The organism is Micromonospora sp. HUAS YX12, from assembly GCF_040215685.1.
Taxonomy (GTDB): Bacteria; Actinomycetota; Actinomycetes; order Mycobacteriales; family Micromonosporaceae; genus Micromonospora; species Micromonospora tulbaghiae.
The window spans coordinates 646,219-668,262 of record NZ_CP157974.1 but is presented as its reverse complement, the minus strand read 5'-3'; the positions used below and the strand labels follow the sequence as shown (position 1 = coordinate 668,262).

General features: G+C 74.5%; 15 protein-coding genes. 10 read left to right on the top strand and 5 right to left on the bottom strand.

Annotated features, from left to right (window positions below):
- The first annotated feature begins 5 nt into the window (after positions 1-5).
- The 3 genes from ABIH81_RS03250 (at position 6) to ilvA (ending at position 3,662) form a co-directional block, all read left to right on the top strand.
- A complete protein-coding gene (locus ABIH81_RS03250; protein WP_349878952.1) occupies positions 6-1,418 on the top strand; it encodes an amidase family protein in 1,413 nt (470 codons plus the stop codon).
- A 148-nt stretch (positions 1,419-1,566) separates the two neighbouring features.
- Positions 1,567-2,445 carry a DUF4328 domain-containing protein gene (locus tag ABIH81_RS03245; RefSeq protein ID WP_349878951.1) on the top strand — a complete coding sequence of 293 codons (879 nt, stop codon included), beginning with the start codon at positions 1,567-1,569 and terminating at the stop codon, positions 2,443-2,445.
- Positions 2,442-3,662, top strand: a complete 1,221-nt coding sequence (gene ilvA / locus ABIH81_RS03240) for a threonine ammonia-lyase (RefSeq protein ID WP_349878950.1) — start codon at positions 2,442-2,444, stop codon at positions 3,660-3,662. Before ABIH81_RS03245 ends, ilvA begins: the two co-directional genes overlap by 4 nt.
- A 151-nt stretch (positions 3,663-3,813) precedes the next feature.
- Here the strand turns inward: ilvA and greA are convergent, their stop codons facing one another.
- The gene (greA, locus tag ABIH81_RS03235) at positions 3,814-4,314 is read right to left on the bottom strand and encodes a transcription elongation factor GreA (RefSeq protein ID WP_018787521.1); all 501 of its coding nucleotides are present in this window, start codon (positions 4,312-4,314) and stop codon (positions 3,814-3,816) included.
- Between the two features lie 146 nt (positions 4,315-4,460).
- The gene (locus tag ABIH81_RS03230) at positions 4,461-4,895 is read right to left on the bottom strand and encodes a DUF4307 domain-containing protein (RefSeq protein ID WP_349878949.1); all 435 of its coding nucleotides are present in this window, start codon (positions 4,893-4,895) and stop codon (positions 4,461-4,463) included.
- A 242-nt stretch (positions 4,896-5,137) separates the two neighbouring features.
- On the opposite strand from ABIH81_RS03230, the gene mca reads away from it, so the two are divergent.
- From mca to ABIH81_RS03215, 3 genes are all read left to right on the top strand, one after another.
- The gene (mca, locus tag ABIH81_RS03225) at positions 5,138-6,019 is read left to right on the top strand and encodes a mycothiol conjugate amidase Mca (protein ID WP_349878948.1); all 882 of its coding nucleotides are present in this window, start codon (positions 5,138-5,140) and stop codon (positions 6,017-6,019) included.
- A gap of 48 nt (positions 6,020-6,067) precedes the next feature.
- A complete protein-coding gene (locus ABIH81_RS03220; RefSeq protein WP_349878947.1) occupies positions 6,068-6,352 on the top strand; it encodes a hypothetical protein in 285 nt (94 codons plus the stop codon).
- A gap of 215 nt (positions 6,353-6,567) precedes the next feature.
- Positions 6,568-9,063: a bifunctional diguanylate cyclase/phosphodiesterase gene (locus tag ABIH81_RS03215; RefSeq protein ID WP_349880990.1), complete on the top strand. Its 2,496-nt coding sequence runs from the start codon at positions 6,568-6,570 to the stop codon at positions 9,061-9,063.
- Positions 9,064-9,108: 45 nt separating this feature from the next.
- Here ABIH81_RS03215 and ABIH81_RS03210 read toward each other — a convergent pair whose 3' ends face one another.
- Positions 9,109-10,140, bottom strand: a complete 1,032-nt coding sequence (locus tag ABIH81_RS03210; protein WP_349878946.1) for a phosphatidylinositol-specific phospholipase C domain-containing protein — start codon at positions 10,138-10,140, stop codon at positions 9,109-9,111.
- Between the two features lie 209 nt (positions 10,141-10,349).
- Between ABIH81_RS03210 and ABIH81_RS03205 the strand changes: the two genes are divergently transcribed.
- The 4 genes from ABIH81_RS03205 (at position 10,350) to purE (ending at position 15,081) form a co-directional block, all read left to right on the top strand.
- Complete coding sequence (locus tag ABIH81_RS03205) at positions 10,350-11,246, top strand: hypothetical protein (RefSeq protein ID WP_349878945.1); 897 nt, start codon at positions 10,350-10,352, stop codon at positions 11,244-11,246.
- 85 nt (positions 11,247-11,331) lie between these two features.
- Positions 11,332-13,368 carry a thioredoxin domain-containing protein gene (locus tag ABIH81_RS03200; RefSeq protein ID WP_349878944.1) on the top strand — a complete coding sequence of 679 codons (2,037 nt, stop codon included), beginning with the start codon at positions 11,332-11,334 and terminating at the stop codon, positions 13,366-13,368.
- 64 nt (positions 13,369-13,432) lie between these two features.
- A complete protein-coding gene (locus tag ABIH81_RS03195) occupies positions 13,433-14,590 on the top strand; it encodes a 5-(carboxyamino)imidazole ribonucleotide synthase (RefSeq protein ID WP_349878943.1) in 1,158 nt (385 codons plus the stop codon).
- Positions 14,590-15,081: a 5-(carboxyamino)imidazole ribonucleotide mutase gene (purE, locus tag ABIH81_RS03190; RefSeq protein WP_349878942.1), complete on the top strand. Its 492-nt coding sequence runs from the start codon at positions 14,590-14,592 to the stop codon at positions 15,079-15,081. Before ABIH81_RS03195 ends, purE begins: the two co-directional genes overlap by 1 nt.
- Before the next feature lie 316 nt (positions 15,082-15,397).
- Here the strand turns inward: purE and ABIH81_RS03185 are convergent, their stop codons facing one another.
- Both ABIH81_RS03185 and ABIH81_RS03180 read right to left on the bottom strand, forming a co-directional pair.
- A complete protein-coding gene (locus ABIH81_RS03185) occupies positions 15,398-20,311 on the bottom strand; it encodes a permease (RefSeq protein WP_349878941.1) in 4,914 nt (1,637 codons plus the stop codon).
- 162 nt (positions 20,312-20,473) lie between these two features.
- Complete coding sequence (locus ABIH81_RS03180) at positions 20,474-21,901, bottom strand: UDP-glucose/GDP-mannose dehydrogenase family protein (protein ID WP_120571563.1); 1,428 nt, start codon at positions 21,899-21,901, stop codon at positions 20,474-20,476.
- Positions 21,902-22,044: the final 143 nt, after the last annotated feature.

The following is a 22,044-nucleotide window of genomic DNA, read 5'->3' as shown; positions in this document are numbered from 1 at the left end:
GGAGGGTGGCAGTGCCGGACATCTTGCCGACGACCTGGGTCGGGACGACCGCGAAACAGATCGCCCGGGCGGTACGCCGTGGCGACGTCTCCGCCACCCAGGTCGTCGCCGACCACCTGGATCACGTCGCCCGGGCCGACGCCGAGCTGGCCGCGTTCCGCACGGTACGCGGCGGCGAGGCGATCACCGAGGCGGAGAAGGTCGACGAGCAGGAGGAACTGGCGAACCTGCCGCTGGCCGGCGTGCCGGTGGCGGTCAAGGAGAACACGCCGGTGGCCGGCCTGCCCACCTGGAACGGGTCGGCCGCGATGCGTACCGAGGTCGCGGAGGCCGACCACGAGGTGGTCCGGCGGCTGCGCGGCGCGGGCGCTGTCATCCTCGGCGTGACCCGGATGCCGGAGCTGGGCCTGTGGGCCCTCACCGACGACGACACCGCTGTGACCCGCAACCCGTGGGATCCGGCGCGTACCCCCGGCGGCTCGTCCGGCGGCGCGGCCGCCGCGGTGGCCGCCGGGCTGGTGCCGATGGCCCACGGCAACGACGGTCTCGGCTCGATCCGCATCCCGGCGGCCTGCTGCGGCCTGGTCGGGCTCAAGCCCGGCCGGGGCGTGGTGCCCTGCCAGCTCGGCGCGGACGACTGGTTCGGCCTCACCGAGCACGGCATGCTGACCAGCACCGTGGCCGACGCGGTGGTCGGCTTCTCGGTGCTGGCCGGACGCCGGCCGGACAAGCTGGTCCCGCCGGAGCGGCTGCGGGTGGGCGTCTCGCTGCGCTCGCCGGTACGCGGCGTCTCGCCGGACGCGCCGAACCGGGACGCGGTCGCCGCCGCCGGCCGCCTGCTGGCCGCCGCCGGCCACGACACCGTGCCCGCCGACCCGGTCTACCCGACCCGGCTCGGCCTCCAGGGCATCGCCACCTGGTTCGCGGCGGCCGCCGCCGACGTGCGCGCCGCCGGGGTGGCGCCGCGGCAACTCCAGCGGCGCAGCCGCCGGCACGTCACGCTCGGCGAGTGGGCGCAGCGCCGGGGGTACGTGCGGGAGGCCGACCGGGCCGCCTGGCGCGAACGGTCGGTGCACTTCTTCGCCGACAACTCGATCGACCTGCTGCTCACCCCGGCGCTGGCCGGGCCGCCGCCGGAGGCCGCCGGGTGGTCCGGCCGCTCCTGGCTGGCGAACATGTCGACCAACATCAGGTACGCCCCGTACGCGGCGCCGTGGAACATCGCCGGGCTCCCGTCGATCGTGGTGCCGGTCGGGCGCCGCCCGGACGGCCTGCCGGTGGGCGTGCAGTTCGTCGGCCCGCCCGGCTCCGAACTGCTGCTGCTCGGGGTGGCCGGCCAGTTCGAGATGCAGGCGCCGTGGGCCCGGCACGCCCCCGGCTATCCCCGCGTCGGAACGGGGTCGCCGGCCACCGCGTGATCGTCTAGCGTGTGCGCACCCCTGTCGCGCACACCACCTCGGACGGTCCCCGATGAACTGCCAGACCTGCGGGGACGCCACGTCCCCGGCCTATGAGGAGTGCCGGCGCTGCGGTACCCGAGTCGGTCAGCCCGCCGTGAGCCCCGGCGTGCCCACGTACGGCGTACGTGGTCTGGCCGTGGCCGGCGCGTTCGCGGTCGGCGCCGCCACCCTGTGCTACCTGCTCACGGCCCTGTTCCCGCTGGTGGGTGTGCGGATCGCCCGCTCGGCCGCCGAGCAGCTCGACCGGGACGTGCTGCTCGGCGCGGTGCTGGCCGAGGTGCTGTTCTCGGTGCCCTACCTGCTCGCCCTGCTGACCGCGGGGACGCTCGTGGTGATCTGGACCTGGCGGGCCCGCAAGAACCTGGACGCGTTCCCGGGCACCGTGCCGAACCTCGGCCCGGCGTGGGCGATCGCCGGCTGGCTGGTGCCGCTGGCCAACCTCGTCGTACCGGCCCGGGTGCTCGCCGACCTGCTCCGCAACAGCGTCTGGCGGCGCCGCCAGTCGTGGCTGGTCGGGGTGTGGTGGGCGAGCTGGCTGGTGTTCCTGATCGGTGACCGGTTCGTCGCCCGGGCCGAGCAGCAGCGCTACGACCGGCTGACCGAGCTGCCCCGCAACGACGCGGAGTTCGGCACGTACGTGCGCTTCTACGAGGACGCGCTGGGGCCCCGGCTGGTGCCGGCGGTGGCCTGCCTGGTCGCCGGCATCGCGTTCGTCGTGCTGATCCGCCGGATCTCCGCCGCCCAGCAGGACCGGCTCGCGCGGGCCGTGCCGGCGTGGCCCGGGCAGCCGGTCTGGCCCGGTCACCCGGGCTGGCCCGCGCCCGCCGCGCCGGCGCCGGTTGCGCCGATGCCCGCCGCGACGGCCGCCTTCGCGCCTGCCGCGCCCGCCGCCTTCGGGCCCGCTGGTCCGCGGGACGGCGCGGACGGTGCCTCGGCGACGTCGCCGCAGGTTCCGCCCGCCCCGGGTGGCACGATCGGGGCATGACGGAACTGGTCGGTCTCGCCGACGTACAGGCCGCGCGGGAACTGCTCGCCGGTGTCACCCGTACCACCCCGCTGGAGCCCTCCCGGCCGCTCAGCGCCGCGCTCGGCGGGCCGGTCTGGCTCAAGTGCGAGAACCTCCAGCGCGCCGGGTCGTACAAGGTGCGCGGCGCGTACGTGCGGATCTCCCGCCTTTCGGCCGAGGAGCGGGCCCGCGGCGTGGTCGCGGCGAGCGCCGGCAACCACGCCCAGGGGGTGGCGCTCGCCGCCGGGCTGGTCGGCGCGCGCGCCACCGTCTTCATGCCGGTGAACGCGCCGCTGCCGAAGGTCGCCGCGACGAAGGGGTACGGCGCGCAGATCGAGCTGGTCGGCAACACGGTGGACGAGTCGCTCGTCGCGGCGCAGACCTTCGCCGAGCGGACCGGAGCGGTGTTCATCCACCCGTTCGACCACCCGGACGTGATCGCCGGGCAGGGCACCGTGGCGCTGGAGATCCTCGAACAGTGCCCGGACGTGCGCACCATCGTGACCGGGGTGGGCGGCGGCGGGCTGGTCTCGGGCATGGCGGTGGCGGCCAAGGCGCTGCGTCCCGACGTACGCGTGATCGGGGTCCAGGCGGCGAGCGCCGCCGCCTTCCCGCCGTCGCTGCGGGCCGGCGAGCCGCTGCGGCTGCCCTCGTTCGCGACGATCGCCGACGGGATCGCCGTCGGCCGTCCGGGCGAGCTGACCTTCACCCATGTCCGCAAGCTCGTCGACGACGTCGTCACGGTCTCCGAGGAGGACATCTCCCGGGCGTTGCTGATGCTGCTGGAACGCGGCAAGCAGGTCGTCGAGCCGGCCGGCGCCGTCGGCGTGGCGGCGCTGCTGGCCGGCGCGGTGGAGGTGACAGCGCCGGTCGTCGCGGTGCTCTCCGGTGGCAACATCGACCCGCTGCTCATGCTCCGGGTGATCGAGCACGGCCTGGCGGCGGCCGGCCGGTTCCTGCGGATCACCGTGCGCTGTACGGACCGGCCCGGCCAGCTCGCGTCCCTGCTCGGCGAGATCGCCGAGCACCGGGCCAACGTGGTGGACGTGGTGCACCAGCGCGCCAACCCGCACCTGCGCCTCGGCGAGGTGGAGGTGGCCCTGTCCGTGGAGACCCGCGGGGTGGAGCACTCGGACACGCTGATCAGCGCGTTGCGGGCCAGCGGCTACCAGGTGGTCTTCACCGGCGAGGGCTGAGCCGTCGGCGGAACGCCGACGCCACAGCGGAACCGAACGCCCCGGCCGGATGATCCGGTCGGGGCGTTCGGGTGTGCGGCTCGGGTCCGAGGAGGGCCTGTCAGCCTCGGTCGGGTTCGGACCCGAGCCATCCGGCGCGGGTCCGGAGGGGTCAGCCGCTGTACGGCTCGAAGGAGACGATGGTCACCTTGATATCGGCGCCGCTGGGCGCGGTGTAGGTGCAGGTCTGCCCCGCCTTGCCGCCGAGGATCGCCTTGCCGAGCGCGGACTCGGGGCTGTAGACCGTGAGGTCGGTGGTGGAGGCGATCTCCCGGGAGCCGAGCAGGAAGGTCTCGCTGTCGTCGGCGTCGTCGTCGAAGTAGATCTTCACGACCATGCCCGGCGACACCGCGTCGGCGTCCGGCGCCTCACCGACCTTGGCGGTGCGCAGCAGCTCCTTGAGGTAGAGAATGCGGCCCTCGGCCTTGCCCTGCTCCTCACGGGCGGCGTGGTAGCCACCGTTCTCCCGCAGGTCGCCCTCCTCGCGCCGGGCGTTGATCTCGGCGGCGATGACCGGCCGGTTGGCGATCAGCTCGTCGAGCTCGGCCTGCAGACGGTCGTAGGCGTCCTGGGACAGCCAGGTGGCGGGCGCCTCGTTTCCATTTGTGGACACAGGCGGTCTCCTCGATTGGTGCGGACTGGCTGACAGGTGAACTTGCAAGGCTACCAGTGCAGGCCACGTCGAGGTGTGCTCAATCACCCCGGGTGCCGGTGATGGGGACCGGGGTGTGGGGGCCGGCGACTCGCCGGCGGTCCGGCTCAGCCGGCGGGCCGGCAGCGCAGGACCTCGCCGATGAACGGCCGGGCGCTCGTGGGCACCTCCTGCCGGGTCCGGATGTGGCGCTGGCCGGGCTCCGCGGTCACCGTGGCCTCGGCGCTGCCCACCTGGGCCCCGTCGTGGGAGCGGGCCCGCAGCAGACAGGTGGCGGAGCCGCCCGGCGGCACGGTGACCCGGAAGTCGACCACCACCCGGGAGTCGGTGATGTCGGTGTAGCTGATCATCTCGCCCTGGTACTCCGGGTCGCCGTACTGGTAGTAGAGCTTCGCCGCGCCCAGCCCGAGGACGGCGAGCAGGACCGTCACCGTGAGGGCGAGCAGGAGTGGCCGGCGGCGTCCCGGCTCCCGGCGGCGGCCGTAGCGGCCCGGCGGGAAGACCGGCGCCTCCGCGGCGACTGTGGCGTGCGTCTCGCTCACCGGCGGGTATCTCCTGGCGTTGTTGTCGGCGGTATCGGCAAGAATGGCTAGGTCCATCTTCCCAGCCCGGCGCTGAGTCAAGGATGGCAGGTCGGCCTGGACCGGCGGGCGTGGCCCTGGCCACTCCGGTGGCGGGTCGGGCCGGCCGTCACGGGGGCTTTCGCGGGCGCGGGGGGAGATTCCGGCAGGTCAGCCGGTCGGCCCGGGGGCCGGTCGGCGGGCACAGACGAGGAGCGCCGAAGGTGGCAGAACAGCTGCGTCTCATGGCGGTGCACGCCCATCCCGACGACGAGTCGAGCAAGGGCGCCGCCATGATGGCGAAATACGTCGCCGAGGGGGTGGACGTCCTGGTCGTCACCGCCACCGGTGGCGAGCGGGGCAGCGTACTCAACCCCAAGATGGACCGCCCCGACGTCTGGGCGAACATCGGTGACATCCGGCGGGCCGAGATGGACGCCGCCCGGGCGATCCTCGGCGTCGAGCAGGCGTGGCTCGGCTTCGTCGACTCCGGGCTGCCCGAGGGCGACCCGCTGCCGCCGCTGCCGGAGGGCTGCTTCGCCCTCCAGGACGTGGACGTCGCCGCCGCGCCGCTGGTGCGCCTGATGCGGCAGTTCCGCCCGCACGTCGTCACCACGTACGACGAGGAGGGCGGCTACCCGCACCCCGACCACATCATGACCCACAAGATCACCGTGGCGGCGTTCGACGCGGCCGGTGACCCGGAGCGCCACCCCGACCTGGGCGAACCGTGGCAGCCGCTGAAGCTCTACTACGACGTGGGCTTCTCCCGCGCCAAGATCATGAGCCTGCACGAGGCGGTGCTCGCCGCCGGGCTCGAATCGCCGTACGGCGAGTGGATCAAGCGCTGGGACGAGCGCCCCGACAAGGGCGCCCGGATCACCACCCGGGTCGAGTGCGCCGACTACTTCCCGGTGCGCGACGACGCGCTGCGCGCGCACGCCACCCAGATCGACCCGGACGGCTTCTGGTTCCAGGTGCCGATGGAGCTGCAGAAGCGCGCCTGGCCGACGGAGGACTTCCAACTCGCCCGGTCGCTGGTCGACAGCCCGCTGCCCGAGTCCGACCTGTTCGCGGGCGTACGTGAGGCGTGCCGTGCCCACTGACCCGGCCGGGGTCTACCCTGGTGCTCAGCCGCACATCGGAGGAACACCATGCTGACCACCGTCGAGGTGCTCGCGCAGAACAACTTCGGTGACACCCGTACGGGTGGTCTGGCCGGTCCGATGGGCCTCTTCCTCATCGTCGCGCTGGCCACCGTCACCGTCCTGCTGATCCGCAACATGAACGCCCGGCTGCGCCGGCTGCCCGACCGCTTCCCGCAGCAGGGCGCCCCGGGCCGGGCCGATTCCGCAGTCGCCGATCCGACAGACGGGCTCGTCGAGCAGGATTCACCGACGAACACGCCCAACGGCTCCCAGCAGCACCGGAACAGCTGAACACCGCGTGAATCACGTCGAAGCCGGTCGTCGCCCCCTGTTGCGACCACCGGCTTTGGCTTAGCCTTCCGCCGGGGGGACCGTCAGGCCCCGGACCCTGCGCGGAAGGGGACGCCGATGTCGAAGACAGCACCGGCCCCCGACCATGTCCCGGCCCGACCCGTCGACGGGGCGGCCCCGTGACCACCGAGCCGGCCGACCGTTCCCCCGACCGGATCGGCCTGCGCGGGACACCGGTGGGCGTCGTCCTGCTCACCGTCGCGGTCGCGCTGACCGGTCTGCTCGCCGCCGCGCTCGGCCTCACCGTCCCGTCGCACCTGCCGGCCGACCACCCACTGCCCGGTCCGGCGCGCTTCGGCATCGCCACCGCCGCGTTCGCGGTGGCCCAGCTCGCCCGGCTGCGCTTCCGCAGCGCCTCGGGCATGGTGAGCATCACCTGGGGCGAGGCCGCGCTCGTGGTCTGCCTGTGGCTGGTGCCGGCGGGCTGGCTCCCGGCCGCCGCCCTGCTGGGCGTGGGCGCCGCCTGGACCGTGATGTCAGTGGTCTCCGACCGCCGTCCCGCACTGGAACTGGTCGGGATCGCCGGTTCGCTCACCGCCGCCACCGCGCTCGCCGCGGCCGTCGCCACCGCGCTCGGACCGCCGCTGCTCGCCGCGCCCACCCCGGAGCTGGCGCTCACGCTCACCGCCGCCGCGGTCACGTACCTGCTGACCACCGCCTTCCTGGGCGCCGTCACGCTGGCCCTGCGGCACGGCATCGCGATCGGGCCGCCGTTGCTCGCCGCGCTGCGCGGCAAGCTGCTCATGTTCGTCGGCAACGTGGCGGTCGGCCTGGTGGTCGTCGCGCTGCTCGAACTCGACGCGCGGTGGCTGCTGCTCCTGCCGCCGCCGCTCTGGCTACTCCAGCAGACCTACCGCCACCGGCTCCGGGCCGACCAGGAGCGGCGCACCTGGCGGGCGTTCGCCGAGGCCACCGCCGCGCTCAACCAGCTCGACGAGCGCGGCGTGGCGACCGCCGCGGTGACCGGCGCGCTCACCCTGTTCGGCGCGGAACTGGTCGAGGTCGACGTGGCCCGGGGCGAGGGACGCTGGCGCCGCTACCGGGGCGACCGCGGCGGGCAGGTACGCGACCGGGAGGTGGAGCCGTCCGGTGGTGCCGACGCGGGGGAGCACGAACTGGTGCGCCGCCTCGCGGTGGGACCGGCCGAGGTCGGCCGCCTGCGGGTACGGTTCGCCCGGTCCGCCCCGCCGAGCGCCCGGGAACGTGACGGCGTGGCGGCCTTCGGCGACGCCCTGGCCGCCGCCCTGCACGACGCCGCCACGCACCGGGAGCTGCGTCTGGTCACCGCCCGCTCGTCGTACGACGCGGTGCACGACCAGCTCACCGGACTGCTCAACCGGGCGGCGCTGCTGGCCAAGGGGGACCAGGCGCTGCGGCAGCGCGCGCACGACCACCCGGTGGCGCTGCTGCTGCTCGACGTGAACCAGTTCAAGGAGGTCAACGACACGCTCGGGCACTCGGCGGGCGACCAGTTGCTGCGGCTCACCTCCAACCGCCTCGCCGCGCTGACCCGGCCGGGTGACCTGCTCGGGCGCCTCGGCGGCGACGAGTTCGCCCTGCTGCTGACCTCGGTGCCGCTGGTCGAGGACCGGACGGCGCCGCTGGCGTACGCGCTGCGCCAGGCCCGGGAGGTCGCCGAGCGCCTCGCCGCACCGACCGAGGTGGCGGGGGTGCGGATGTCCGTCGAGGTGGCGGTGGGCGTGGTGGTCGCCGACGCGGGCGCCGCCGACCTGACCGAGCTGCTGCGGCGGGCCGACATCGCCATGTACCAGGCGAAGGAGGGCGGCGGCAGCGTCGCCGCGTACGACAGCTCCCGCGACGCGGCGAGCACCGACCACCTGGCGTTGCTCGCGGAGATGCGGGAGGCCCTGGCCGCCGACGACCAGCTGGTGCTGGCGTTGCAGCCGGCGGTGGACCTGGCGACCGGCGCGCCGACCGGCGTGGAGGCGCTGATCCGGTGGCGGCATCCGCGCCGGGGCTGGCTCGGCCCGGCCGACTTCATCCGCCCGGTGGAGAACAGCGAGCAGCTCGGCAGCTTCACCCGGTACGTGCTGGACAAGGCGCTGGCGGTCGCCTCCGGCTGGGCGCGGGACGGGCTGGACGTCCCGATCTCGGTGAACCTGTCCGCGCGCAGCCTGCTCGACCCCCGGCTGCCCGCCGAGATCGAGGAGGCGCTGCGCCGCCACCAGGTGCCGCCGCGCCGGCTGGTTCTGGAGATCACCGAGACGGTGGTGATGAGCGAGCTGGAGGTCATCGACGAGGTGCTGGCCACGCTGCGTGCCATGGGTGTGCAGCTCGCCGTGGACGACTTCGGCACCGGGTTCTCGTCGCTGACGTTCCTCACCCGGATCGCTGTCGACGAGTTGAAGGTGGACCGCTCGTTCGTGCTCCGGATGGCCGACTCGCCGGAGGCGGCGGCGATCGTCCGGACCACCGTCGGGCTGGCCCACGAACTGGGCCTGCGGGTGGTGGCCGAGGGCGTGGAGACCGCCGAGCAGCGCATCGCGCTGGCCGAGCTGGGCTGCACCGCCGCGCAGGGCTACCACTTCTTCAAGCCGATGCCGGCCGACAAGATCGCCGCGGTGCTGGGGTCGCTACGCGACGCGGCCCCGGGGAACGTCTTCCCGCTGCGCGCCGACGGCGCCTCCTGAGCCGGGGCCCGCGCCGCCGGAGCGGTCCGGCGGCGCGGGGAGGGCTCAACCCCGGGGCAGCACGTCGTCGAGGACTGTGGGCAGTGTCGCCCAGTCGGCGGAGGCGATGCTGGCGTGCTTGCGGGCCAGCTCGGCGACCCGGGCCGCCGCCGCTCCGGCGTCGCCCGTGCCGACCGCCGGCGGGACGTTCTGCGCGTCGGTCATGACCAGCAGGTAGTGGTTGGCGTGGTACCAGGCGGTGTCGATCCCGCCGCTGACGTACGCGGTGGCGTCGCCGTCGAAGAGCACGAACCACTGCCGCAGGCTCGCGTCGGCGTACCGGGTGCGCGGGTCGCCGGCCTGCGCCCGGTGCACGGCCGGGAACGCGCGGGCGCTGCCCAGCGTGCCGGCCGCTGCCAGGGCGGCCAGGTGGCGGGCGTACTCGACGTCGGTCCAGAGCGTGTCGGTCGGGTTGCCCTCCTCGACGGTGCCGGGGATCAGCTCCACGATCACCCTGCCGGCGAGCTGGCTCCGGGTGGGCCAGGCGTCGGCCCGGGCGGCGGCGTCCAGGCTGGGGTGGCCGCCGAGCAGGTCGGCCGGGCGGAACACCCGGTCGCCGAGCCGGGCGGCGAGCACCGCGTCGAGCTGCGCCGGCCCCTGCCCGGTACGGCCGCTGAAGCCGGTCTTGAGCTCCAGCTTGAGGATCAGCGGTCCGGCGTCGGGGTGCGCGCCGAGCCAGATGCGGATGTCGTCCAGGCAGTGTTCGAGATTCTTGTTCCGGGTGCCGGTGTAGAGCTGGGCGGCGCTGGTGGCGGCGACGCAGTTGTTGTCGTTGCCGAGCGGGTTGCTGTGGCTGACCCGCCACTGCCGGGTCAGCACGTCCGGCCAGACGTCGAGCTCGATCAGGCCGGGCCGGGCGTCGAGCGCCTGGGCCAGGTAGGTGTAGGTGCCGCGTTCGTACGCGTTGTGGATGCCGACGCCGGTGCCGGCGGACAGGCGTGTCTGCGGCGGGACGTCCGCGGACGCGGTGCCGGCTGCGGATGTGGTCGCGGCGACGGCGACGACGAGGGCGGTGACCAGGACGGGGAGTCTTCGCATGACCGTCTCCTTCGGACGGACCGGTGTGGGGGACACCGGGCATGCGCCGATTTAAATAGACGAATGTGAATTGGGGAAGACTTTTCGTGGACCGTCGGGCTCCGACAACCCGCCCGTACGGGGCAGCGGGGGCGGTCGGCTGGTCCTAATCTGCTGGCACGGTGGCACAACGGGTGTGCCCTGCTGACGTCCACACGGGGAGGACGACGATGAGACGTTCCTGGCGACAGGTTCTGCTTGCCTCGACCATGGCGCTGGTCACCGGCGCCACCGGCCTGGTCATGTCCGCGCCGGCGCAGGCTCGGCCGGCGGAGTCCTGGTCGTTCGGCGTCACCGGCGAGCCGGGCGATCCGATCACCGCCGGCAACTCCTACTCCTACAGCTCCGCCGCGCCGACGCCCGGCGACGAGATGAACGCGTGGGGCGGCGAGCAGCAGCGGTTCGGGATGGAGTTCTGGAGCGAGACCGACAACATCTGGCGCCTCGACATCATCGCCCCGACCGGCCAGCCCCTGAAGGCGGGTGACACCTACCAGAACGTCGGCCAGCCGGCGTACGGGAGCGACGCGGCCGGCATCCGCCTCTACAACGGCGGCTGGGGGCGTTCCTGTGCGCAGAGCACCGGTTCGTTCACGGTCCTCGACGCCGCCTGGGGCCCCTTCGACTACGTCGAGCGCTTCGACGCCACCTTCGAGATCCGGTGCGAGGGCGCGACCGGCAGCCTGCGCGGTGAGATCCACATCGGAAACCCGCCGCCGGTGCCGGCGCTCGACGTCACGTTGACAGTCGACCCGGTGGCGACGGTGGACAACAAGGGCATCGCCACCGTCCGCGGATCGATCACCTGCACCCGGGCGGGCTCCTTCTCCATCGCGGGCGAGCTGGTCCAGGAGCAGAAGAAGGCGGGCATGGTGCGCGGCTACTTCTCACCCCACATCCCGTGCGTTCCGGGCCAGGTGGTTCCCTGGTCGGCCACCACCTACCCGGCCGACGTCAAGTTCCAGCGCGGCACCGCCCAGGCGGTCAGCGAGATCCTGGTCCGCGACTTCGAATACTGGAACGAGTTCACCGTGCGCGACACCTCGACGCTCACCCTCACCCGCTGAGGCGCCGGTCGGGCCGGGACGCCGGTCCCGGCCCGGCCGACGCACTCGCGCCGCACCGGCTCGGCGCGCTCGCTATGGTCGGATGGTGAACCGACTCGCCAAGGCCACCTCGCCCTATCTGCTCCAGCACGCCGACAACCCGGTCGACTGGTGGCCGTGGTGCGACGAGGCGTTCGCCGAGGCGAAGCGGCGCGACGTGCCGGTGCTGATCTCGGTCGGCTACGCGGCTTGCCACTGGTGCCACGTGATGGCTCACGAGTCGTTCGAGAACGAGGCAGTGGCCCGGCTGATGAACGACGACTTCGTCTGCGTCAAGGTCGACCGCGAGGAGCGCCCCGACGTCGACGCGGTCTACATGACCGCCACCCAGGCGATGACCGGGCAGGGCGGCTGGCCGATGACCGTCTTCGCCACGCCGGACGGCACCCCGTTCTTCTGCGGCACGTACTTCCCCCGCGCCAACTTCATCCGCCTGCTCGGCTCGGTCGCCACCGCCTGGCGTGACCAGCGCGATGCGGTGCTGCGGCAGGGTGCCGCCGTGGTCGAGGCGATCGGCGGCGCGCAGGCCGTCGGCGGCGTCACCGCGCCGCTCACCGCCGAACTGCTCGACGCCGCCGCCGGGCAGCTCGCCCAGGAGTACGACGAGACGAACGGCGGTTTCGGCGGCGCGCCGAAGTTCCCGCCACACATGAACCTGCTCTTCCTGCTCCGGCACCACCAGCGCACCGGCTCGGCGCGCAGCCTGGAGATCGTCCGGCACACCTGCGAGGCGATGGCTCGCGGCGGCCTCTACGACCAGCTCGCCGGCGGCTTCGCCCGCTATTCGGTGGACGGCCACTGGACCGTGCCGCACTTCGAGAAGATGCTCTACGACAACGCGCTGCTGCTGCGGGTCTACACCCAGCTGTGGCGGCTCACCGGCGACCGGCTGGCCCGCCGGGTGGCCCGCGACACGGCCCGGTTCCTCGCCGACGAGCTGCACCGCCCCGGTGAGGGCTTCGCCTCGGCCCTCGACGCGGACACCGAGGGCGTCGAGGGGCTCACCTACGTCTGGACGCCCGACCAGCTCGTCGAGGTGCTGGGGGAGGACGACGGCCGGTTCGCCGCGGACCTGTTCGGGGTCACCGCCGACGGCACGTTCGAGCACGGCACCAGCGTGCTGCGGCTGGCCCGGGACGTCGACGACGCCGATCCGGAGGTGCGGGCCCGCTGGCAGGACGTGGTGGGCCGGCTGCTGGCCGCCCGCGACACCCGTCCCCAGCCGGCCCGCGACGACAAGGTGGTGGCCGCCTGGAACGGGCTCGCGATCACCGCCATCGCGGAGTTCCAGCAGGTCGCCACGCTCCTCGTGTCGCCCGACGACGAGGACGCGAACCTGATGGACGGCGTGCTGATCGTCTCGGACGGCGCGATGCGGGAGGCCGCCGAGCACCTGGCCGCCGTGCACCTGGTGGACGGCCGGCTGCGCCGGGTCTCCCGGGACAAGATCGTGGGTGAGCCGGCCGGGGTGCTGGAGGACTACGGCTGCGTCGCCGAGGCGTTCTGCGCGTTGCACCAGCTCACCGGCGAGGGGCGGTGGCTGACCCTGGCCGGTGAGCTGCTCGACGTGGCGCTGGCCCGGTTCGCCGGCCCGGACGGTGCCTTCTACGACACGGCTGACGACGCCGAGCGGCTGGTCACCCGGCCCGCCGACCCGACCGACAACGCGACCCCGTCGGGCCGGTCGGCGATCGTCGCGGCGCTCGTGGCGTACGCGGCGCTGACCGGGGAGACCCGCTACCGGGAGGCGGCCGGGAAGACGCTGGAGACCGTCGCGCCGATCGTCGACCGGCACGCCCGGTTCACCGGGTACGCGGCCACTGTCGGCGAGGCGCTGCTGTCCGGGCCGTACGAGATCGCGGTGGCGACCGGCGACCCGGAGGGCGACCCGCTGGTGGCCGCGGCGCGGCGCCACGCCCCGCCCGGCGCGGTGGTGGTGGCCGGCGCCCCGGACCAGCCCGGCGTGCCGCTGCTGGCCGGGCGGCCGTTCGTCGACGGGCGGCCCGCCGCGTACGTCTGCCGGGGCTTCGTCTGCCGGCGGCCGGTGACCAGCGTCGAGGAGCTGGTCGAGCAGCTCGGCTGAGCGGGGTGGGCCGGGCCGCCCTCACGGTCCGGCCCGGCACCGGCCCTTATAGGCTGGCGGCGCTATGGACTCCCGTACCGGTCTCCCCGTCGTGGGCATGGTGGGTGGCGGCCAGCTCGCCCGGATGACCCACCAGGCCGCCATCGCTCTCGGTCAGTCGCTGCGCGTGCTGGCGCAAGCCCCGGACGACGGCGCCGCGCTGGTCGCCGCCGACGTCCAGTACGGCGACCACACCGACCTGGCCGCGCTGCGTACGTTCGCCAAGGGCTGTGACGTGGTCACCTTCGACCACGAGCACGTCCCCAACGAGCACATCCGTGCCCTGACCGACGAGGGCGTGAAGCTGTTCCCGCCGGCCGAGGCGCTGGTGCACGCGCAGGACAAGCGGGTGATGCGGGAACGGCTCGGCGAGCTGGGCGCGCCGAACCCGGCCTGGCGCCCGGTGGAGTCCCCGGCCGACCTGGTCACCTTCGGCGAGGAGACCGGCTGGCCGGTGGTGCTCAAGGCCGCCCGGGGCGGCTACGACGGCCGCGGCGTCTGGATGGCCGACGACGCCGGCCAGGCCGGCGAGCTGGCCGCCACGCTGCTCGCCGGTGGTACGCCGCTGCTGGTGGAGGAGCGGGTGGCGCTGCGCCGGGAGCTGGCCGTGCAGGTGGCGCGGTCGCCGTTCGGGCAGGTCGCCGCGTACCCGGTGGTGGAGACGGTGCAGCGCGACGGCATCTGCGTCGAGGTGCTGGCACCCGCGCCCGACCTGCCGGAGGAGCAGGCCGTGGCCGCGCAGCAGCTCGCCATCGACCTGGCCACCGCGCTCGGCGTGGTCGGCCTGCTGGCGGTGGAGCTGTTCGACACGCCGTCCGGGCTTGTCGTCAACGAGCTGGCGATGCGGCCGCACAACTCCGGGCACTGGACCATCGAGGGGGCCCGGACCTCGCAGTTCGAGCAGCACCTCCGGGCGGTGCTCGACTACCCGATGGGGGACACCTCGCTGACCGCGCCGGTCGTGGTGATGGCGAACGTGCTGGGCGGCGAGCCGGGCGGCATGTCCATCGACGAGCGGCTGCACCACCTGTTCGCCGCCGAGCCCGGGGCCAAGGTCCACCTGTACGGCAAGCAGGTCCGCCCGGGCCGCAAGATCGGGCACGTCACCGTGCTCGGCAACGACCTCGACGACGTACGGGCCCGGGCCGCGCGTGCCGCCCGCTGGCTCCAGGAGGGGCACTGATGAGCACCGTCGGGCTGATCATGGGTAGCGACTCGGACTGGCCGGTCATGAAGGCCGCCGCCGAGGCGCTCGACGAGTTCGGCGTGCCGTACGAGGTGGGCGTGGTCTCCGCGCACCGCACCCCGGTCAAGATGATCGAGTACGGCCGGGCCGCCGCCGGCCGTGGTGTCCAGGTGATCATCGCGGGCGCGGGCGGAGCGGCCCACCTGCCCGGCATGGTCGCCTCGGTGACCCCGCTGCCGGTGATCGGCGTCCCGGTGCCGCTGAAGTACCTGGACGGCATGGATTCGCTGCTGTCCATCGTGCAGATGCCGGCCGGTGTGCCGGTCGCCACCGTCTCGATCGGCAACGCCCGCAACGCCGGTCTGCTCGCGGTACGGATCCTGGGCGCCTCCGACCCGGTGCTGCGCGACAAGATGGCCGCCTATCAGGCGAGCCTGGAGGATCTGGTCGCCGGGAAGGAAGCCGCGCTGCGCGCCTCCCTGACCTGATCACCCGTCACTCTGCGTACTCAACGAGGCTGGTTGCTCTGCGTGACTGAGCGCGCGGGCGGGTGTTGGTGCCCTCCGCCGACTTTGCTCTGCAGCCATCGGCGCAGCCCGGCTCCGACCTGCGGCGCAGCATTTCGACGCCGACGGCTCGGCGACGGAGATCGTCACGTCGGGTGACTGCTGCTTCGGTGGGTGCAGAGCAAAGGGGGCGGAGGGGAACCACCCTCGCCGCGCCCTGCCGACACGGAGCGTGACCCGGTCAAGGGCGATGGCGCAGGGTACCGCGGACCTGGGCGCGAGCCGGCTGGACCAAACCTCACCGCATGCCGCGCAGCGCGGTCTGGAGGCGTTCCTGGGCACGGCGGCGGCGTTCGTTGCTCGCACCGAGCACCAGCAGCACGATGCCGACCGGGATCAGCACCAGCCACGGGCCGAGGCTGAACAGCGCGTGCACGGCCGCGATCGCGGTCACGGTCGCCCCGACGATCACCGGGGCCTGCTGCCGGCTGGTGGAGCCGAAGATCAGCACCGCGACGGCGCCGAGCAGCAGCAGTACCTGACGCACCGTGCTGGAGTCGGTGGCGATCACGATGGCCAGCGTGGGCAGGAACGCGGTGACCAGTGCCGGCCCGTACGCCACCCAGCTCGACAGGTCGGGCCGGTGCCGCAGTTGCAGGACGCCGACCAGCAGGGCGAGCGCGGCGAACGGCAGCGTGTACGCCTCCGGCAGCGCCACGTCGGCCACCCGCATCAGGATCCACCAGGCGCTGATCTCGCAGGCCACCACCGCCCAGAACAGCAGGTTGCGTTCCATCGGCCGGCGTCCCGGACGGCTGGCCGCCACCCCGAGGACCGCGCCCCAGGCAGCCAGCAGCGCGGCGATGTGCCGGGGCGAGTCGTACGCCAGGGCCAGCGCGATGAGCGCCGCGCCGTAGCCGCTCCACTCGACGGTGGCCGCCTCCCGGTACGCCTCGGGGCGGCGCAACCGGGGCAGCGTGGCGGCGAACACCTGCAACGCCGCACCGACCGCGAGCACCCCGAACGCGGACCAGACGGCCGCCAGCCCGGACTTCAGGCCGATCGTGAGCACGAACAGCTGAGCCATCACCGAGCCGAACAACCAGCCCAGGATGCGCGCCCGCTGGGTGGTGCCGAACAGCGCGGCGACGGCACCCACGCCGACCGCGCCGCCGAGCGTGAACACGGTCAGGTCGCTCGTGGCGAGGCTGCCGGCGAGCCCGGCGCCACCGGCGGCCAGGCCGAGCGCGAAGACCAGCACCCGGGCCACCCGGATCGACCGGCCCGGCTCGGCCAGCGCCGGCGGCGGGGTGAGCGCCAGCCCGAGCATCGAGATGGTGAACACCGCGAGCGCGGCCAGCGCGGTCACCGGCCAGCCCTTGCCGAGCGCCACCGGCGTGATCAGCAGTGTGATCGCCGCGCCCGGCAGGATCACCGGCACCGCCCGGGACCGCCGCCCGCCGCTGAACCCGGTGGCGGCGAGCGCCGCGGTCACCGTCAGCAGCAGCGCGGTGAGCACGTGCGTGGGGTTGACCGCCTCCGGCGGCGGGGTCAGCAACTCCGGTGGCGGTCCCTGCCACACCCGGCTCAGCACCGCGAACGGCGAGAACAACGCCACCACGAGCGAGGGCGCCACGGTGGCCAGGGCCAGCGCGGTGGGCAGCGCCGCCGCGGCGAGCGCACCGGCGGCCGGGCTGACCCGCCAGCGCAGCTCGGGATCGTCCGGGTCGCGCCGCAGCGCGCCGTTGAGCAGCACGGTCCAGCGGCGTACCGGCCGGCCCGAACCGGCGGGCGGGACGGTCGCGGCGCGTACCAGTTCGGCGAGCACACCGAGCAGCGCGGCGGCGGCGGCGAACACGCCCGCCGGCAGGCCGACAGCGAGCGCCGCGGCGGCGGTGACGGTGGCCGCGCCGACCACCGCGACGCTCGCGTACGGAAGATACTGCGGCACCTGCCGGCGTACCGCCGCGATCGCGGCCAGCCCGATGCTGGCGGCGGCGAGCGCGGCGGTGAGCACCACCTGCGGTGGGCGGCCGTACTCGACCGCCAGCGCGGCCACCGCGCCGGGCAGCGCGAGCACTGCCGCTCCGGCGCCCGCGCCGCCCACCTGCACCAGGTGCGGCGGCATGCCCTCGGTGCGGATGTCGTCGACGAGCGACGGCGCGAGCGTGCGGGCCACGGCGGCCACCGTCGCGCCGATCAGCGCGATGCTGCCCAGCGCCAGCGCTGTGGTCCACGGCCGCACCAGCCCGGCCCCGGCCCCGTGCAGCGCCACCACCCCGGCCACCGTGGCCCGGGACAGCGCGGCCCGCGGATCGACAGCGGCCGCGGCGGCCATGCCGTAGACGGTGGCCACCATGCAGCCGACCAGCACCGGGGACCACCAGGGCAGGTCGAACGCGGCGGGGGCGCCCACCGTGGCGAGCACGGCGGCCAGGCCGGAGACGTCGTACTTCCACGGTGGCGGCAGCAGGATGGCCGCTGTCACCGCCAGCAGCGCCAGCGCGACCGGGGCCTGCCAGGTCGACCCGCCGGTCGGCGCGGCCGGCCAGCCGGTCAGGTCACCGGCCCAGATCGGGCCGGGCGTGGCGAGCACGCCGAGCCCGCCGCGCAAGGCGCTCCAGGCGGCGATCAATCCGATCAGCGTGCCACCCGCGGCGATGCCGAGGATCGGGCCGCGCCGCCACTCCTCGGGCAGCGCCCGGGCGGCCACCGCGACCAGCAGCACCAGTGCCGAGGCCACCACGAGCTGACCGCCGGGGGCGAGCACCGCGGCGATCCGGGCCAGCGTGGCGACGAGCGCCACTGTGGTGGCGGCCAGCGCCAGGTCGGACCCGTCCAGGGACATGTCGGCCCGGCGTCCGGCGTCGATGCGCGGGGCGAGCGCCAGCAGTGCGGCGGCGACCAGGAGCAGGCTGCCCACCCAGGCGTCGGCCGAGGTCGCGCCCGGCGCGCCGAACGCGGCGGCGGCGACCGCCACCGTGCCGAGCACCGTGCCGAGCGCGTGCGGCATGCTCAGATGCCGCTGCGCCACCTGCACCAGGGCGGCGTAGCCGAGCGTGACGCAGACGGCGAGGAAACTCGCCGCGAGGATCGGCACGGTGATCTCGCGCAGGTTCGCCGGTGTGGCGACCGGCGGCGTCGGCACGGTGGCCGCCACGAACGCGGCGACGGCGCCGGGCAGGGCGAACGCCCCGCCACCCGCGGCCCAGGCGCAGACCGTGTCCGTCGCGGCGGCGGCGAGCCGGACCCGTGGGGCGAGGGACACGAGTGCCCCGGCCAGGAACAGCACCGTCAGCGCGGCGGCGGTGAGCGCCGGGCGCGCGAGGGCCGCGCCGGCGCCGGTCAGGCCCAGCCCGGCCGCTGTCACCGCGTGTGCCACCGCGGCCCGTTCGGTGCGTGCGGTCAGCCCGAGCACGCCGACCGCGACCGCCGTCAGCAGCATCGGCCAGCAGGCCGCCGCCCAGCCCAGACCGAGCGAGGCGGGTACGGCGAGCGCGGTGAGCGCCGCCCCGACCACCGCGAACTCGCGCCGGATCTCGGCCGGCAGCGCGATCACGGCGGCGACGGTGAGCAGCAGCGCGCTGGCCGCGAGCTGCCAGCCGGTCGGGCCGACCGCCCGGGCCAGCTCGGCGTGCCATCCGCTCAGGTCCGCCGACCAGGCGGGCAGGGCGGCCCGGACCGGTGCCAGCCCGGCGCGCAGCGCGCCACCGGCCACCACCAGGCCGCTGACCGTGAGCGCCACCGCGGAGGCGATCTGCGGACCACGCCGGGCCGCCTCCGGTACGGCCCGGACGGCGAGCCCGGTCAGCGCGATGACGGCGGAGATGAGCAGCAGGGACCGGCTGGGCAGGGCCACCGAGGCGACCCGCCCGAGCGCGCCGATGACCGCCAGTGTGAGGATGCCGGCGCCGACGTCCGGCAGCGGCGGCCGGCGCAGCACCAGCGTCCCGGCCAGCGCGACCAGGGCGGCGAGCAGCAGCACCGTGCCCGCGGCGGCGGCCGGCGGCACTGTGGTGGCGCGCAGCAGGCCGGTGACCGCGTACGCCAGCGCGACCGCGACCGCCACGCCGTGCAGCAGCCAGGTCAGCTCGGGCAGCCAGGGCACCGGCCTAGCGGTGGCGGTGGCGGCCGGACCCGGCGGGGTCTCCCCGCCCAGCACCTCGGCGGACTCCTCCGGCGCCGACTCGGGCCGGTCGTCGTCGGCGCGCTGCCGGGGCGGGACGGGCGGTGCCGGCTCGGTGGCGGGCAGGTCACGCCGGACGGGCCGCTCGCGTACCACCGCCGAGCGCGCGAGCGCCAGGTCGAGCACTGCCACCACGGTCAGCATCAGCGCCCAGCCGACCGGCCCGGTGATCCGCTCGTACGCCAGCAGGGGCAGCACCGGCTGGGCGGCCAGCACGGTGGCGAAGCGTGGCGCGCGCAGGCCCGTCCCGTACGCGTACCCGAGGGCGACGAGCGTGGTGACCAGGAAGATCGTCCCGGCGAACGCGGCACCCGAGGAACCGCCGCCGATCCGGTCGACGGCCCAGAGTGCGTACCCGGCCAGCGGCACCAGCAGCAACCCGACCGCGGCGATGGTCTCGGCGGTGGAGGTGAGCCCGCGCCGGGCCAGCACCGGCGGGGCGAGCAGCATCAGCGCCGTCGCCACCAGCAGCACGCCGAGGCGGGCCAGCGCGTCCATCGAGCTGGTGGCGACCGCGGCGAAGACCACAGCGGCGACGCCGAGCAGGAGCGCGCCGAGCCCGAGCGGGATGTTCTGCACCTCGCGCGAGGACGCCTCGGGCGGGTGCTCCGGGTCGTCCGCGTCGAGCCAGCGCGGGCGGCCGCGCGGCGGCGCCGGGGGCAGATCCTCCGGAGGGCCGGGCGGCGGGGTGCCCTGGCGGGGCACCCGGGGCGGCGCGCCGGTGGCGGCGGTGGGCGGGCGGCGGCCGGGCCGGCGGCGCAGAACCCGGCGTGGCCGGGTGGCCTGCCGGATCCGTTCCTCACCGGCGTGCGCCAGTATGTCCCGCTGGAAGAGGGCGGCCTGCATCTTGGCGGCGATCTGCCGCTGCTCCCGGGCGATCTCGGCGTCGCGGGCCTTCATCTCGGCGATCGAGCGCTCGATGTCGGCCAGGTGCTCAGCCCACTGGGGCTGGTGCGCCCCGCAGTGCGGGCAGACGACGGCGGGCTTGATGTCCTGCCCGCACGAGGCGCACCTGAAGCTCTCCACGACAGTCTCCCGTCCGCCCGTGCCCCCGCACTGTGGACCTCCCAGAGGCAGCATGCCTTGAGTGGGCCGGGATTTCGACAGTTGCCGCCGCGTTCCGGACAACAAAAACGGACCGGCCGCCGGGGAGACGTTCCCCGGCGGCCGGTCCGTACGGTCAGCGGGTCAGGGGCGGCCCATGCCGCGGTACTCCCAGCCGGCCTGCGTCCACAGTGTCGAGTCGAGGCAGTTGCGCCCGTCGACCACCTTGCGGCCGTTCGCCAGCTCGCCCAGGGCGACCGGGTCGGCGTTGCGGAACTCGGCCCACTCGGTGAGCACGCAGACGAGGTCGGCGCCGCGGACGGCGTCGTTCATCGTCTCCTCGTACGTCAGCTCGGGCACCGCCCGGCGCGCGTTCTCGATCCCCTGCGGGTCGAACACGTGCACGTCGGCGCCGGCCTTGCCGAGCAGCGAGGCGACCGCGAGCGCCGGCGCGTCGCGTACGTCGTCGGTGTTGGGTTTGAACGTGGCGCCGAGCACCGCGACCCGGGTGCCGGACAGGTCCGGGCCGGCCGGGCCGGAGCGGCGGCCGAGCAGTTCGGCGGCGAGCTGCACCACGCGGCTGCGGCGGCGCTGGTTGATCAGGTCGACCTCGTGCAGGAAGCGCAGCGCCTCACCGGCGCCCAGTTCCTGCGCCCGGGCCTGGAAGGCGCGGATGTCCTTGGGCAGGCAGGCGCCGCCGAAGCCGAGCCCGGCCTGGAGGAACCGGTTGCCGATGCGCGGGTCGTAGCCGATCGAGCGGGCGAGCTGGGTGACGTCGCCGCCGGCCGCCTCGCAGACCTCGGCCATCGCGTTGATGAAGGAGATCTTGGTGGCGAGGAACGCGTTCGCGGCGACCTTGACCAGCTCGGCGGTGGCGAAGTCGGTGACCACCAGCGGCACCTCGCGGTCCTCGGTGGCGGCGAGGTCGAAGACGCCCTTGTGGGCGGCGAAGAGCATGCCGTTGGCCCACTCGCTCTTGACGCCGACCACGATCCGGTTGGGGCGCAGCACGTCGTCGACGGCGAAGCCCTCCTGGAGGAACTCGGGGCTCCACGCCACCTCGACGCCGAGGTCGGCCGGGGTGTGCTTGCCGACGAGCTGCTCGACCCACTCGGCGGTGCCCACCGGCACGGTGGACTTGCCGACGATCAGCGCCTTGCGGGTCAGGTGCTGGGCGAGGCTGGTCACGGACGCCTCGACGTACGACAGGTCGGCGCCCATCCCGTCGGCCCGCTGCGGGGTGCCGACGCAGATGAAGTGGACGTCGCCGAAGTCGGCGGTCTCCTGGATGTCGGTGCTGAACCGCAGCCGGCCGGCGGCCAGGTTGCGCCGCAGCAGCTCGTCGAGGCCCGGCTCGTGGATCGGCACCTCGCCCGCGTTGAGCTTGGCGATCTTGTCCGCGTCGACGTCGAAGCCGAGCACCTCGTAACCCAGCTCCGCGTAGCAGATGGCGTAGGTCGCACCGAGGTAGCCGGTGCCGAGGAACGTCACCCGCGGGCGGGCGGCGCCGGACGGCGGGGTCACCGCGGCGATGGCGGGCATCGGCTGGGTGTTCGGGTACGGAATCGTCACGCCTGTCTTCTCCGCTCGCACTGGCGGCGCTTCCACGCGTCGCATTCTGCTGGGGCGCCGAGGCCGGGCACCGAGGGAACTGCTGTGAGGGTAATGGGGTCGGGCGGGCGAGGCTCGGGCGTGAGCCTACCCGTCGGTAAGGT